Source organism: Streptomyces sp. NPDC054794 (assembly GCF_053611585.1).
On sequence record NZ_JBSHAQ010000032.1, the window covers coordinates 1 to 14482 of the forward strand.

Here is a 14482-nt window from a genome sequence, read left to right on the forward strand (position 1 = left end):
TTCAAAGGAACCTCGACCATCGGATTGTTCCGACGGACGGGGTATCAACATATCTGGCGTTGACTTTTGGCACGCTGTTGAGTTCTCAAGGAACGATCGCTTCCTTTGTACTCACCCTCTCGGGCTTTCCTCCGGGCGCTTCCCTTCGGTGTTTCCAAACTCTATCAGGGTTTTTCCGTCTCTCTGACCACCCTCTCGCAGACATGCAAAAGGAGACCCAGAGAAAGGATCTGACTAATTTGGGTGCCGCTGAGCCAGGACGCTTGGTAGCGCCGCTCGGCCTCAAGCAGGAGTACGACTGTACACGGGGCCCTGAAGCACGTGCAAATCGATTGGGCTGGTGGTCTAGACCACTAGCTGGTAGCTTTCATGCGGAACGGGCACTTCATCTGGCATACCCTGCTGCTCAGCGTGCCGTTCGGGACAGAACTAATGACGGCCCATCTGCCGCTCCACCCCTGGGAGGCTTCCCATGACCACCGTGACGTCCCCTGTCGCAGGACGCGCCATCGGACTGGCATCCGTGCCGGATCCGGTCTTCTCCGGGGCCATGGTCGGCCCGGGTACCGCTATCGACCCCGTCCGTGAGCCTGCCGAGGCCGTCTCGCCGGTGGACGGTGTCATCGTCTCCCTGCACCCGCACGCCTTCGTCGTCGTCGACGCCGAAGGCCACGGCGTGCTCACCCACCTTGGTATCGACACCGTGCAGCTCAATGGCGAGGGCTTCGAGCTGCTCGTCAACAAGGGCGACACCGTGACCCGCGGTCAGAGCATCGTCCGCTGGAACCCGGCCGCCGTCGAGGAGGCGGGCAAGTCCCCGATCTGCCCCATCGTGGCTCTGGAAGCCACGGCCGAGTCCCTTTCCGAGCTCCGCGACGACGGCGATTTGAAGCCCGGCGACAGCCTCTTCGCCTGGAAGTGACGTCATTGCCGTCGTGCGACGGCGAGCAGGACAACCACCGCGGCGGCGGGACCCGCCGCACTATCGGAGACGGGTGAGATGGAGACAACGCTGCGAGGCGTCGGCGTGAGCCACGGTGTGGCGATCGGCGAGGTTCGGCACATGGGAACGGCGGTGCTGGAACCGCCTGCCAAGCAGATCCCGAAGGAGGAGGCGGAGCGCGAGCAGGGGCGTGCCCGCCAGGCCGTGGAAGCCGTGGCCGCTGACCTGATGGCGCGCGGCAATCTGGCCGGGGGCGAGGCCCAGGCGGTGCTTGAGGCGCAGGCGATGATGGCCCAGGATCCCGAACTCATCGCGGATGTGGACCGGCGTATCGCCGTCGGCAGCACGGCCGAACGTGCCGTGTACGACGCGCTCGCCGCGTACCGGGAGCTGCTGGCCGGGGCCGGTGAGTACTTCGCCGGCCGGGTGGCCGACCTCGACGACGTGCGGAACCGTATCGTCGCCCGGCTGCTCGGGGTGCCCATGCCGGGTGTCCCGGACAGCGACGAGCCGTACGTCCTTGTCGCCCGTGACCTCGCGCCCGCCGACACGGCCCTGCTGGACCCGACCCTGGTGCTCGGTTTCGTCACCGAGGAGGGCGGGCCGACCAGCCACAGCGCGATCCTGGCGCGGGCGCTCGGCGTTCCGGCCGTCGTGGCGCTGCCGGGTGCCGTTGAGCTCGCCGAGGGCACGGTGATCGCCGTGGACGGCAGCACCGGTGACATCTTCGTCAACCCGAGCGAGCAGAAGAAGGCGCAGCTGGAGGCCGCGGCGGCCGAGCGCAAGGCCGCGCTGGCCGCCTCGACCGGGCCGGGTGCCACGGCCGACGGGCACAAGGTGCCGCTGTTGGCCAACGTCGGTGGGCCCGCGGACGTGCCGGCCGCCGTCGAGGCCGGCGCGGAGGGTGTCGGTCTCTTCCGTACCGAGTTCCTCTTCCTCGACGACAGCAAGAGGGCGCCGTCCGAGGAGAAGCAGGTCGAGGCCTACCGGCAGGTTCTCGAAGCGTTCCCCGAGGGCCGCGTCGTCGTGCGCGTACTGGACGCGGGCGCCGACAAGCCGCTGGAGTTCCTGACCCCGGCGGACGAGCCGAACCCGGCGCTGGGCGTGCGCGGTCTGCGGACGCTGCTCGACCACCCCGAGGTCCTGCGCACGCAGCTGACCGCGCTGGCGAAGGCCGCGGAGGGGCTGCCGGTCTACCTCGAAGTGATGGCCCCGATGGTGGCCGACCGGGCCGATGCGAAGGCGTTCGCGGACGCCTGCCGTGACGCGGGGCTGCGGGCGAAGTTCGGCGCGATGGTGGAGATCCCGTCGGCCGCGCTGCGGGCGCGCTCGATTCTGCAGGAGGTCGAGTTCCTGTCCCTGGGGACGAATGACCTCGCGCAGTACACGTTCGCCGCGGACCGCCAGGTGGGTGCGGTGTCGCGTCTGCAGGATCCGTGGCAGCCCGCGCTGCTCGACCTGGTCGCGCTGGCCGCGGAGGCGGCGAAGGCCGAGGGCAAGAGCTGTGGTGTGTGTGGCGAGGCCGCGTCCGATCCGCTGCTGGCCTGTGTGCTGACGGGTCTGGGTGTCACCTCCCTTTCCATGGGTGCGGCGTCGATTCCCTATGTCCGGGCGACGCTGGCCAAGTACACGATGGCCCAGTGCGAGCGGGCCGCGTCGGCCGCGCGGGCGGCGGACAGCGCCGAGGAGGCGCGTGGCGCCGCCCAGGCGGTGCTGTCCGGCGAGTAGGGAGTGCGGTCCGGCGAGCGGTCGGACCGCGTCGAGGGTTTGGTCAGGGGCGCTCCGCCTGGGGGTGGGGCGCCCCTGGTGTGTTCAGTGACGGTGTCCCGGGGGCGTGTCCTCCTCACCGAGGTCGGGTGGGACGCAGTAGTCGACGCCCGATTCGGGGGCGATGAGGTCTCCGTTCTCGATGTCGGTGCAGTAGGCGTCGAAGACCTCGGCCGCGGTGAGGGGTGCCAGTCCGTCTCCTCGCAGGCGCCAGCCGTAGATGCGGTCCGTGGTGCCCGGGGCGGTGGTGCGCATGACGAGCCCGCCGGGGCTGCGGGTGGCCAGGCCCAGGGCGAGGACGGTGGTGAATTCCAGGGCTTCCGCCTCGTCCAGGTGGGTGGCGCCGTTGCTGTCGTCGTCGGCGTGGAGCACGGAGACGAGGGGTTCGGGTGTGCTCATGACGCTGCACACCAGGTGTCGTTGGCCCGGAGCGGCCGTGTCGAGAATGCGGACGACGAGGTCGGCGGCGTGGGCGAAGGCGGCGCGGCCGATGTCCTCGCCGCAGGAGGCGCAGGGTCCGAGGCGGGCCAGCAGGGTGCTCGCGTACTCCCAGGTGGCTTGGCGGACGGCCTCGTCGACGAGGGCGGGCAGCAGGTCGGCGAGGGCCTGGCCGTCGTACGGGATGGTGGGGCCGGTGGCCGCGAGTTCCGCCGTGAAGCGGGTGCGGCTCGTCGGGACGTCCGGGTCGAGGCTGTTCTCGACGCAGAAATCGGCGTACTCCTCGGGGTCGAAGAGGGCCAGTGTGGTGTGGCCGCCCTGCGCGGCGCGGGTCTTGAGGACGGCCTCCACCTGTCGGAGGTAGGCCGTGTGGTCGTCGAAGGTGAAGCTGCGGTAGCGCCGCATGGCGCGGAAGTCGTGCTCGTCGGTCAGCAGGCCGATGGTGCCGGCGATTTCGCGGTGCAGGACTCGTCGCATGGCCCGGTGGTCGGTGTGCGCCATGTTTCCCCCAGTGCGCAGTCGATCAATGTTCACTCACCGTAACCGGCAGCACTGACAATGGGGTCCGTCGCAGGCGGTGGCGGACCAGGCGGTGCTGGAACGCGCAGGTCACGGCGATGGTCGTGCCGAAGGCGGTCCAACCGAGGGGGCCCGCCGCGATGGCCGCGGTGACGGCGAGTGGCCCGAGGCTGCGCTGGACGGACTGGGCGAGTCCGTGGACGCCGAGATAGGTCCCCTGGGAGGCGGCCGGGGCCAGGGCGCGGAGAGTTCCCAGGAGACGGTGGCATGCAGCATCTCGGCCGGGGTGAAGGCGACGGCCGAGGCGGTGAGCAGCAGCGTGGTCGTCGCCGCGCCGCCGTCGGCCGAGAGCGCCATGGTGATGCCGCCGAGGGCGAAGGCGGCGGAGAGCGGGATGAGGAGGGGGCGGGCGGCCGCGGTGGTGGTGGGGAAGCGGGCGAGGGGGATCTGGAGGGCCACGACCATCACGCTGTTGAGGACCAGGAGCAGGGGTGCGAGGCCGTGGGGTGCGTGGCTGGTGTGGGCGATCCACAGGGGCAGGCCGACCTTGAAGACGGTGTCGTCGAGGAAGAGCACCGTCTCGGTGGCGACGGAGGCGAGGTAGGTGCGGTCGCTCCAGGGGGTGGCGGGCCCGGTGGTGGGGCTTGTCCGTCGAGGCGGCGACGATGCGGGCGGGCGACGGGGGTTCCCCGCAGCGCAGGGTGAGGAGCGCGGCGGCGGCGAAGGAGAGCGCGTCGCCGGTGAGGAGCCAGCGGTGAGGGCGTGCTGGTGCCGAGGGGGAGGGCGGCCGCGGCGGCGAGGCCGCCCAGGGCCCAGCCGGCGTTGGCGACGGTGCGGTGGAAGGCCTGGTAGCGGACGCGGTCCGGTCCGGCGACGCGGGTGGCGTAGAGCCTGGTGAGGACGTTCGCGGCCCGGTCTTCGAGGCTTCCTAGCGCGCAGGGACCTGGCGGGCGGTCATCCGGATCCGGAGCTGCTCCCCGGCCTCGTGCCGCCGTCACGGCTGTCGCCGGGGGCACGGTCCCACCGTTCACCCCTCGGCTGGCGCGGCTGGAGGAGGCCGTGCGTGACTGGTTGCGGCCGGACGGCGTGCCCGTGGAGCAGGTGACCTTCGCGCACGGGGCGCTGGATCTGATCGGCAGGCTGCCGTCGGTCGAGTTGCGGCCGGGCGACGCCGTGGCCATGGAGGATCCCGGATACCACCATCTGCTGGATCTCGTGACGGCGTTGGGACTGCGGATCGTTCCGGTCGCGGTGGACGACGAGGGCATGCGTCCGGAGGCCCTGCCCACGGCCCTGAGAGTGGGCGTACGGGCCGTGGTGTGCAGTCCGCGGGCGCAGAATCCGTACGGCGGATGCTTCTCCGTGGAGCGCAGGGACGCGCTCGTCGACGTGCTGCGGGCCGTGCCCGACGTGCTGATCGTGGAGAACGACCACGCGTCCGCCGTCGCCGGCGTGCCTCTGCACTCGCTGACGGGCGCGGGACTGCCGCGCTGGGTGCACGTGGGGACGGTGAGCAAGGTCCTGGGGGCCGACCTGCGGTGGGCGGCGGCCGCCTGTGATCCCGTGACGCTCGCCCGGCACGACGGACGGCTGCTGCTGACGTCGGGCTGGGTCAGCCATCTGCTCCAGGAGACCGTGCTCGGGCTGCTGACGGACGACGGCACGCGCGCGTTGGTGGCGCGTGCCCAGGAGACGTACGCGCTGCGCCGCGCGGCTCTCGGCCGGGAGCTGGCCGGGCGGGGGATCGTCTCGCACGGGGCGAGCGGGATGAACCTGTGGGTCCCGGTGCGGGACGAGTCCGTCGTGGTGAACGGACTGCGGTCGCACGGCTGGTGGGTCGCGGCGGGGGCGCGGTTCCGGTTGTCGTCCGGGCCGGGCGTCCGGATCTCGTCCGCGGGGCTGGAGCCGGCCGAGGCGGCGCGACTGGCCTCGGACTTCGCCGCCGTGCTGGGCGAGTCCGAGGCCACCTATGGAGGCTGACCGGAGCCTTGGGAGCGGTCAGGCGCGCTTGCGGGCGAGCTCCTCGTAGAAGCCCAGCAGGCCGAGGTTGTCGATGGAGCCCGGATTCACGGCCTTCTCCAGAGGGGTGCCCTGGAGGAGGCGCTTGACCGGTACCTCGATGCGCTTTCCGGTGAGGGTGTGCGGGACGCCGGGCACCTCGATGATCTCGTCGGGGACGTGGCGCGGCGAAAGCTGCTCGCGGATGGCCTGCTTGACTCGGTTGACCAGGGCCTCGTCGAGGACGGCGCCCGGGGCCAGGTGCACGAACAGCGGCATCCAGTAGCCCCCGTCGGGCTGCTCGATGCCGATGACCAGGGATTCCTTGATCTCGGGGAGGCGTTCGACGACCTCGTAGATGTCCGCCGACCCCATGCGCACACCTTGGCGGTTGAGGGTGGAGTCGGAGCGGCCGTGGATGACGACGGAGCCCCGGGAGGTGACCGTGATCCAGTCACCGTGACGCCAGACGCCCGGGTAGGTGTCGAAGTAGCTGTCGTGGTACCGGCTGCCGTCCGGGTCGTTCCAGAAGTGGATCGGCATGGAGGGCATGGGGTTGGTGACCACCAGCTCGCCCACCTCGTCGACGAGGGGGGCGCCGTTCGGGTCCCAGGACTGCAGGTCGGTGCCCAGGCAGGGCGCCTGGAGCTCGCCGATGTACACCGGAAGCGTCGGTACGGCTCCGGCGAAGCAGGAGCACACGTCCGTGCCGCCGCTGACGGAGGCGATCCACAGGTCGTCGCGGACCTCGTCGTGCAGCCAGCGGAAGCCGTCGGGCGGCAGGGGCGAGCCCGTGGTGGCGACGCACCGCACCCTGGAGAGGTCGAAGTCGCGGGACGGGTGCACGCCGGCCTTGCGGCAGGCCATGACGTACGCGGCCGAGGTGCCGTAGAGGGTGGCTCCGGTGCGTTCGGCGATCCGCCACTGGGCGCCCGTGTCCGGGTAGCCCGGGCTGCCGTCGTACAGGACGATCGTCGTGCCCGTGAGCAGGCCGGAGACGAGGAAGTTCCACATCATCCAGCCGGTCGACGTGTACCAGAAGAAACGGTCCTCGGGGCCCAGGTCGCAGTGCAGGCCGAGCTGCTTGAGGTGCTCGACCAGGATGCCGCCCTGGGACTGGACGATGGCCTTGGGCAGGCCGGTCGTGCCGGAGGAGTAAAGCACCCACAGGGGGTGCTCGAACGGGACCTGTTCGAAGACGGGCTCCGTGTCGGCCGACGTCAGGGCCGACCACTCCAGGGCTCCTTCGGGCGCCTCGGTGCCGAGGAGCGGGATGTGGACGACGGCGCGCAGGGTGGGCAGTTCGCGGCGGAGTTCGGCGACGATCTCGCGGCGGTCGTGCTCCTTGCCGCCGTAGCGGTAACCGTCGACGGTGAACAGGACGACGGGTTCGACCTGCTGGAAGCGGTCCAGGACGCTGCGGGCGCCGAAGTCGGGGGCGCAGGAGGTCCACACGGCGCCGACGGCGGCCGTGGCGAGGAGGGCGGCGACGGCCTCGGGGATGTTCGGGAGGTAGCCGCTGACCCGGTCTCCGGGGCGTACGCCGAGGGCGCGCAGTTCGGCGGCCAGGGAGCCCACCTGGCGGCGCAGCTCGGACCAGGTCACCGGGCGCGGTTCGTGGGTCTCGTCGACGTACAGGAGCGCGGCGTCGTCCGGCCGGGTCGCCGCGGCGCGCAGGGCGTGCTCGGCGTAGTTCAGGGTGGCCCCGGGGAACCACTGTGCGCCGGGCATCGCGCGGTCGCCCAGCACGCGCGCGTAGGGCGTGGCGAACCGTACGTCGAACCACTCGGTGACGGCTTTCCAGAAGGTGTCCAGCTCGTCGACGGACCAGCGGTGCAGTGCCGCGTAGCCGCCCTCGGACGGTGCGCCGTGGTGCTCGGCCGCCCAGGCCTGGAACTTCGTGATGCGTGCCTGGGCGATCCGTTCCGGATCTGGCTGCCAGAGCGGCAGGGGGTTCGCGGTCGACATGGGCGGCTCCCGGACTGTGCGCGTCGTGTGCGTCGCTCGCGCACGGGCAGGGGTGTGCGCGTGACGCGGCTGACACGGACGATGCCATGTGATCGACTTCTACACCAGGGCGCGCCCCACATAGTCGTTGGCGTGAAGGTGTGGCCCCGGCACGGGTGAACGGCAGTTGAACGGCACGCGTGGGTGGGGCGATGAGTGGCAGGGTGAACAGCATGGACGGTCGTGACCTGGTGCGTTCGGTGAAGGTGGTCGGTTCGACGAGAGCGGCCCAGGGGTTGCGTACCGTGAGGGCCGCGTGGCGCAGGAGGCGTACCGACGCTGCCGGGCTGCCGCCGCGGGGTGCCGAGCGCGCGCGGGTGCCCGGGCCGGTGCAGGGCGCGGAGCCCGGGCCCGGGGGCGGTCTCATCCGTTTCAGCCGGTCCGAGCTGCGGATCCTGGTCACCGTGAACGGCGCGGTCTTCTGGGGCTGGGACGGGGCCGCTCCCGAGCCGTCGTACGCGCTCGCGGGGCGCTGCCCGGAGCCGGACCCCAGGGCGGTGCTGGAGCCGGACAAGGACGGCGGCTGGCGGGTCGTGGCCGAGCGGGTGACGATCGTCGTCTCGCGGCACGGCGCGATCGAGGTGTGCACACCGGGAGGCGTGATGCTTCGGCGGGACCTGCCGCCGCGGTGGTGGGAGCCGGTGGGCGGCGGTGCGGCGCGCTGGCTGCAGCGGTCGGAGGTGGCCGCCGATGCGCGCTTCTTCGGCCTGGGAGGCCGTGCGTCGGGCGCCCGGCTGCGCGAGGGCACGTACCGGTTGTGGAACACCGACCCGGGCAGTTCCTTCGGCCCCGGTGACGATCCGCTGTACATCACCATGCCAGTGCAGTTGGTGGTCGCCGACGCGGCCACGCACCTGGTGTTCCACGACTCCTCCTGGGACGGAACGGTGACGCTGCGGGAGGGCGAGGAGGGCGCCGGGTCGGGCCACGACCGGACCGGGCGGTGCGAGCTCCGGATGGACGGCGGCCCGCTGCGCTGCTGGGTGATGGTGGGCGCTCCCGCGCGCGTGCTGCACACGTGGGCCTCGATGACGGGTGCGCCCGCGTTGCCGCCGGCGTGGGCGCTCGGGCACCATCACGCGCGCTGGGGCTTCGGCAGCGAGCAGGAGGTGCGCCGGATCGTCGCCGGGTACCGGGAGCGCGATCTGCCGCTGGACGCGGTGCACCTGGACATCGACCACTACGACGCGCATCAGGTGTTCACCGTCGACCGGGAGCGCTTCCCGGGGCTGCCGGCGCTCGCGGAGGAGCTGCGGCGGGACGGGGTCCGGCTGGTGTCGATCGTCGATCCCGCGGTGAAGGCCGCGCCGGGCAACGCCGTGTTCGACGGCGGGTCGGCCGTGGACGCCTTCGTGCGGGACGCCGCCGGGGGGATGGTGCGGGGCGAGGTGTGGCCCGGGGAGTCGGTGTATCCGGACTTCACCCACGCGCGCGTGCGGAAGTGGTGGGGCGGCCTCTACGAGGAGCGGCTCGGGCAGGGCTTCACCGGTTTCTGGCACGACATGAATGAACCCACGTCCTTCAACGCCTTCGGTGAGTCGACGCTGCCGCGCTCGGCACGGCACTCCCTGGAGGGCCGCGGCGGCGACCACAGGGAGGCCCACAACGTGTACGCGCTGTGCATGGCCAAGGCGGGCTTCGAGGGGCTGCGCGAGCTCGCCCCCCGGCAGCGGCCGTTTTTGTTCTCGCGCTCCGGCTGGGCCGGTATGCAGCGCTACGGGGGCACGTGGTCCGGGGACGTGGCCACCGGCTGGCCCGGGCTGCGGGCGTCCCTGTCACTGGTGCTGGGGCTCGGGCTGTGCGGGGTGCCGTACTCGGGACCGGACGTGGGCGGTTTCGACGGAAGCCCGTCGCCGGAGCTGTATCTGCGGTGGTTCCAGCTGGGCGCGTACCTGCCGCTGTTCCGCACACACGCGAGTCTGCGGGCGGGGCGCAGGGAGCCGTGGCAGTTCGGACAGGAGGTGCTGGAGCACGCGCGCGTGGCGCTCGTCGAACGCCGCCGGCTGCTGCCGTACTTCATGACGCTGGCCCATCTGGCCCGGCGTACCGGCGCCCCCTATGTGCGGCCCCTGTGGTGGGGCACGCCGGAGGACCGGGCGCTGCGCGACTGCGACGACGCCTTCCTGCTGGGCGACAGCCTGCTGGTGGCACCGGTGCTCGATCCGGGCGCGGACCGGCGCGCGGTGCAGCTGCCCCGGGGGCGCTGGTACGACACGGTGACCGGGCGGGTCTACGAGGGGCCGGGGCAGGTTCTGGTGGACGCCCCCTTGTCCCGGATCCCGGTGCTCGCGCGCGCGGGTGCCGTGGTGCCCGTGCGGGGCGAGGACGGCGGGCTGGAGCTGGAGGCGTGGGCGCCCGTCCGGGGCCGGAGCGGCGGCGGGGTGGTCGTGCCGGACGCGGGCGACGGATGGGACGAGCCGGCGATCGAGCGCTACGTCGCCCGCTGGGAGGGCCGACAGGTGGTGGTCACCCGGGACGGCGCGGGCGGCCCTGCCTACCCGGTGCGCATACGCGGGCTGGGGTGAGCGGGGCTCGCCGGTGTGAGCGCGGGGCTCAGATGTAGCGACCCTCGAACCAGGCCTTCACGGCCAGGGTGTGCAGGGGGAAGGCGAGTTCCTCCGGCCTGCGCAGCAGGTGCCAGCCTTCCGTCTCGTCCGTGGGGTCGGACGGCGGAAGGAGGTCGGCCGGACGTTCCGGGAGGAGCCCGAACAGCAGCAGGTGTCCGTCGGGCGAGCTCATGGCGTCGACGAGCCGCACGTCGCGGGCGGCCGCGTCGATGCCCGTCTCCTCCTTGAGTTCGCGCACGACGGCCTGCCGCCAGTCCTCGCGGTCGTCGATGTAACCGCCGGGCAGCGCGGTGCGCCCGCGCGCGGGGGCGATGGTCCGGGTGACGACCACCAGGGCGGTGCCCTTGGTGTCGTACACGGGCAGGAGGGCGATCGCCACGGGCAGCGGATTGCGGTAGGCGACGGCCCCACAGGCCTCACAGGTGCGGGGCCAGCCGGAGACTCCCTCTCCGTAGGGCGCTCCGCAGCTCGAACAGTGCGAGTCCGGCACGGAGTTGGCTGGTGGGTGCTGAATTTCGGACACGCGCGGACTGTATCCGATCACAGGAACGACGTCTTCCGGAAGCGACCTGAAGATTCGTGGTCAGAAAACGGAGGGGCGGCCGGAACCACCCCCGTCGGCCCCGGCCGCCCCTCCCGTTACCACGACGCCGCAAGGGGTCGTCCGGTTCTCCCGCGCGGCCTGCCGATTTCCGGTGACCCGTGACACACTCCTGACGACTCGTCAGATTCGATGCCCGGGAGGGGCTTTGTCGCGCACACACACGCCCGCGGTCTCCGGCTGGTTCACCGGCGAGGGGGACGCGTTCCGGCTGCTCGGCACACGGTGTTCCGCCTGTGCCTCGGTCTTCTTCCCCCGGGAGGACGTCCACTGCCGCAATCCCGGCTGCCCCGGCGGCGGCCTGGAGGAGGTCGCCCTCTCGCCACGCGGACGGATCTGGTCGTACACGGACAGCCGGTACCGGCCTCCGTCACCCTATGTGAGCGATCCGGAACTTCCGTGGGAGCCGTACGCGTTGATCGCTGTGGAGCTGGAGTCAGAGCGGATCGTGGTGCTGGGGCAGGCGGTTTCGGGCGTCACCGTCGCGGACCTGGCGGTGGGCATGGAGGTGGAGGTCGTCCCCGGAGTGCTGCACGAGGACGCGGAGACGACCTGGACGACCTGGAAGTGGCGGCCGACGGGGGTGACGGCATGACGGCGGACGTGGCGGTGCTCGGCGTGGGCATGCACCCCTGGGGCAAGTGGGGGCGCGGCTTCGCCGAGTACGGGGCGACGGCGGCCCGCGCGGCACTGGCCGACGCCGGGCTGCAGTGGCGGGACATCGGCTCGATCGTCGGCGCGGACACGGTGCGTGGCGGCTACCCGGGGTACGTCGCGGGAGCCACGTTCGCGAAGGCCCTCGGCTGGCAGGGCGCGCGGGTCACCAGCGTGTACGCGGCCTGCGCGTCCGGTGCGCAGGCGGTCGCCACGGCCCGCGCGCAGATCCTCGCCGGGCTCGCGGACGTGGTGCTCGTGGTCGGGGCGGACGCGGCACCCAAGGGGTTCTTCCGGCCGGCCGGCGGAGACCGGCACGACGATCCGGACTGGCTGCGCTTCCGGCTGCTCGGGGCGACGAATCCGGCCTACTTCGGGCTGTACGCGCGGCGGCGCATGGCGGTGCACGGGGACACCCTGGAGGACTTCGCACTGGTCAAGGTCAAGAACGCCGCCCTGGGGGCGTTGAACCCGCACGCGCGCTACCGCAAGCGGGTGACCGCCGAGGAGGTCGCCGCCTCCGCCGTGGTCGCCGATCCGCTGCGGCTGCTCGACATCTGCGCCACCTCCGACGGTGGCGCGGCCGTGGTGCTGTCCAGCCTGGAGTTCGCGAGGCGGCGCGGAGTGCCGCGGCCGGTGCGGATCCGGGCGGTGTCCACGGTGACGCCGCGCTATCCCAGCACCGTGCTGGACCTGCCGGACATCGCCACGGACTCGGCAGCGGCGGTGGAGCCGCCCGGCGAGACGTTCCGGGCGTCCATCGCCCGCGCCGCCTACGAGGAGGCGGGGATCGGCCCGGAGGACCTGTCCCTGGCGGAGGTCTACGACCTGTCCACCGCACTGGAGTTGCAATGGTACGAGGATCTGGGACTGTGCGGCGAGGGTGAGGGCGCGAAGCTGCTGCGGGAGGGCGCGACCTCCCTCGGCGGGCGCATACCCGTGAACGCCAGCGGCGGGCTCGCCTCCTTCGGGGAGGCGGTGCCGGCCCAGGCGCTCGCCCAGGTCTGCGAGGTGACCTGGCAGTTGAGACAGGCGGCGGGCGAGCGGCAGGTGGCCGGAGCGCGCGCGGGGATCACGGCCAATCAGGGCCTGTTCGGACACGGTTCGTCGGTGATCGCGGTGCGGTGAGGGTGAGGTGCGGGGAGGGTGTGACGGAAGGGTTTTCGAGGGCGATCCGTACGCTGTGTGATCGGCCCGGAATCCTGCGTGAACGTCGTATGAACTGGGCCTGGGCGCTCTCGGGCAGCGCCATCATGCTCCCGTGCGCTCCGTGACGGATACTCTCCGCTTCGCCTTCCAGCCGGTGGTCAATCTGACGACACGTGGGATCGCCGCGCTGGAGGTACTCGCCCGCCCGGAGACCGGCGACATACTGGCCGAAGCCCGTCGAGACCCCGAACTCGACGGTCGGCTGGCCGTGTTGGCCCTCCGGGCGGCCGCTCGCAAGGAGGCGCTGCTGCCGCTGCACCTGAACGTGTTCGCGGCCACCCTCGCCGACCTCGGCGGCCTCACGCCGCTGCACGACGCCGTGCGCGCGGCCGGACGCATGCCGTGGGAGGTGACCCTCGACGTCGTCCCGCCGTACACGCACGTGCCGCAGCGGGCGCTGCTGGAGGCGGTGGCCGCGGTGCGCGAGCAGGGGTTCCGGATCAGCGCGGACGGCATCGGGGACGGCGACGTACCACTGCGGCTGCTCACAGACCTGTCCCCCGACCTGCTCAAGCTGGACGCCTCGCTGCTGGCGCGGCCGGCCGCGGTACGGGCGATGCGCACCCTGTGCGAGCAGTTGGGCGCCCTGGTGGCGATCGAGGGCGTGGAGACCGAGTTGCAGTGCGGTGCCGCGATGGCGGCCGGGGCGCAACTGGCGCAGGGTGAACTGTTCGCGCCACCGGCCCGGATTCCCGCCTCGGACGTATACGTTCCGCCCCGCTCCCCCGGTGCCGTGGCGTTGCCGAAGCCGGGGCCGTCGGTGCGGGAGTTCATCCGGCCCGCCGCGCTGCTCCCGGTGACGGCGTCCGCGGGACAGGTGCGAGCGCTGCTGACCGGGTCGCCGGACGTGTCCGGGGTGCTGCTCGTGGACCAGACCGGGGTCCCGGTGCGCTCGGTGCACCGCTCCCGCTTCCTGCTCTCGCTCTCGGGCCGCTACGGGCACGCCCTGTACGCCGATCGTCCCGCGTTCAAACTGGGCGACGCACCACGCACGGTCGGCATCGACGCCACCGCGTGGGAAGTGCTGGACGTGGTGGCGGTCGGCGGGCGGGACCGCACCTCGGACGACGTGGCCGTCGTGGACCGCCTCGGGCGGTGCGTGGGCGTCGTACGGCTCGCGGACCTGGTGCGGGCGTTGGCGGAGAGCCGGGTCGAGGAGGCGGCCGCCCTCAATCCGCTGACCCGACTGCCCGGTTCGGACGCGATCACCGGCGAGTTGGACCGGTGGCTCGCCGACGGGCGCACCTGTGTGCTGAGTTGGCTGGACATCGACCACTTCAAGCAGGTCAACGACGGCGCCGGCTTCGCCGCGGGCGACGAGCTGATCCGTTCGGTGGGGCGGGCGCTGGTGCACGCGGCGTCCGGGAACACGCGCGTAGGGCACATCGGCGGGGACGACTTCCTGGTGCTCGCGGACGAGGAGGGGCTGGATCCGCTGGTGGCCGCGGTGCTCGACGCGCACTGGACCGCCGGTGGCCGCCCGGTCACGCTGTCGCTGGCGACGGTCGTGTGCGTGCCCGGCAGTGTGGCCGACCACCGGCAGGCCGCCGCGTACCTGGCGCCGCTGAAGAGGGCGGCCAAGTCGCTGGGCGGGGCCAGTTGGGTGCTGGGGCGGGCGGGGCTGCCCGGGCATGAGATCCGACGGGGTTCGGGCGGCGCGCCGGCCCAGGCGGGGTACATGGCGGTCGAGCCGCTGCGCTGAACTCCCGCGCCCCGCTCCCGTGACGGCGTGTCACGGGTGCCGGGCGAACACCTGTCACCGTTGCCGTCGGCGACCTT

General features: G+C 72.2%; 11 protein-coding genes. 8 read left to right on the forward strand and 3 right to left on the reverse strand.

Annotated features, from left to right (window positions below; all coding sequences use genetic code 11):
• Positions 1–472: 472 nt before the first annotated feature.
• Together ACWGKT_RS29585 and ptsP are read left to right on the forward strand one after the other, a co-directional pair.
• Complete coding sequence (locus ACWGKT_RS29585; RefSeq protein ID WP_453276093.1) at positions 473–922, forward strand: PTS sugar transporter subunit IIA; 450 nt, start codon at positions 473–475, stop codon at positions 920–922.
• A gap of 78 nt (positions 923–1000) precedes the next feature.
• The gene (gene ptsP, locus ACWGKT_RS29590; RefSeq protein WP_453276094.1) at positions 1001–2671 is read left to right on the forward strand and encodes a phosphoenolpyruvate--protein phosphotransferase; all 1671 of its coding nucleotides are present in this window, start codon (positions 1001–1003) and stop codon (positions 2669–2671) included.
• An 84-nt stretch (positions 2672–2755) separates the two neighbouring features.
• Here ptsP and ACWGKT_RS29595 read toward each other — a convergent pair whose 3' ends face one another.
• Entirely contained in the window at positions 2756–3649 is an 894-nt protein-coding gene (locus ACWGKT_RS29595; protein WP_453276095.1) for a hypothetical protein, read from the reverse strand.
• Positions 3650–3863: 214 nt separating this feature from the next.
• On the opposite strand from ACWGKT_RS29595, the gene ACWGKT_RS29600 reads away from it, so the two are divergent.
• Together ACWGKT_RS29600 and ACWGKT_RS29605 are read left to right on the forward strand one after the other, a co-directional pair.
• Positions 3864–4271, forward strand: a complete 408-nt coding sequence (locus ACWGKT_RS29600) for a hypothetical protein (protein ID WP_453276096.1) — start codon at positions 3864–3866, stop codon at positions 4269–4271.
• A gap of 455 nt (positions 4272–4726) precedes the next feature.
• Positions 4727–5647 (forward strand): aminotransferase class I/II-fold pyridoxal phosphate-dependent enzyme, encoded by a 921-nt coding sequence (locus tag ACWGKT_RS29605; RefSeq protein ID WP_453276097.1) that lies wholly within the window; start codon positions 4727–4729, stop codon positions 5645–5647.
• Positions 5648–5665: 18 nt separating this feature from the next.
• On the opposite strand, the gene ACWGKT_RS29610 is transcribed toward ACWGKT_RS29605, so the two are convergent.
• The gene (locus tag ACWGKT_RS29610) at positions 5666–7633 is read right to left on the reverse strand and encodes an acetoacetate--CoA ligase (protein ID WP_453276098.1); all 1968 of its coding nucleotides are present in this window, start codon (positions 7631–7633) and stop codon (positions 5666–5668) included.
• Between the two features lie 212 nt (positions 7634–7845).
• Between ACWGKT_RS29610 and ACWGKT_RS29615 the strand changes: the two genes are divergently transcribed.
• The gene (locus tag ACWGKT_RS29615; RefSeq protein ID WP_453276099.1) at positions 7846–10197 is read left to right on the forward strand and encodes a glycoside hydrolase family 31 protein; all 2352 of its coding nucleotides are present in this window, start codon (positions 7846–7848) and stop codon (positions 10195–10197) included.
• Between the two features lie 28 nt (positions 10198–10225).
• Here ACWGKT_RS29615 and ACWGKT_RS29620 read toward each other — a convergent pair whose 3' ends face one another.
• Positions 10226–10762: an NUDIX domain-containing protein gene (locus tag ACWGKT_RS29620; RefSeq protein WP_356144857.1), complete on the reverse strand. Its 537-nt coding sequence runs from the start codon at positions 10760–10762 to the stop codon at positions 10226–10228.
• A gap of 226 nt (positions 10763–10988) precedes the next feature.
• Between ACWGKT_RS29620 and ACWGKT_RS29625 the strand changes: the two genes are divergently transcribed.
• The 3 genes from ACWGKT_RS29625 (at position 10989) to ACWGKT_RS29635 (ending at position 14405) form a co-directional block, all read left to right on the forward strand.
• Positions 10989–11435, forward strand: a complete 447-nt coding sequence (locus ACWGKT_RS29625) for a Zn-ribbon domain-containing OB-fold protein (RefSeq protein WP_356144859.1) — start codon at positions 10989–10991, stop codon at positions 11433–11435.
• Entirely contained in the window at positions 11432–12622 is a 1191-nt protein-coding gene (locus ACWGKT_RS29630) for a lipid-transfer protein (RefSeq protein WP_356144861.1), read from the forward strand. The genes ACWGKT_RS29625 and ACWGKT_RS29630 overlap by 4 nt, the downstream gene beginning before the upstream one ends.
• A gap of 133 nt (positions 12623–12755) precedes the next feature.
• Positions 12756–14405, forward strand: coding sequence for an EAL domain-containing protein (locus tag ACWGKT_RS29635; RefSeq protein ID WP_453276100.1), 1650 nt, complete (start codon positions 12756–12758; stop codon positions 14403–14405).
• Positions 14406–14482: the final 77 nt, after the last annotated feature.

Coding starts and splice junctions, on each gene's coding strand:
- ACWGKT_RS29585 (WP_453276093.1), top strand. CDS start 473: ATGACCACCGTGACGTCCCCTGTCGCAGGACGCGCCATCGGACTGGCA.
- ACWGKT_RS29615 (WP_453276099.1), top strand. CDS start 7,846: ATGGACGGTCGTGACCTGGTGCGTTCGGTGAAGGTGGTCGGTTCGACG.
- ACWGKT_RS29610 (WP_453276098.1), bottom strand. CDS start 7,633: ATGTCGACCGCGAACCCCCTGCCGCTCTGGCAGCCAGATCCGGAACGG.
- ACWGKT_RS29595 (WP_453276095.1), bottom strand. CDS start 3,649: ATGGCGCACACCGACCACCGGGCCATGCGACGAGTCCTGCACCGCGAA.
- ACWGKT_RS29630 (WP_356144861.1), top strand. CDS start 11,432: ATGACGGCGGACGTGGCGGTGCTCGGCGTGGGCATGCACCCCTGGGGC.
- ptsP (WP_453276094.1), top strand. CDS start 1,001: ATGGAGACAACGCTGCGAGGCGTCGGCGTGAGCCACGGTGTGGCGATC.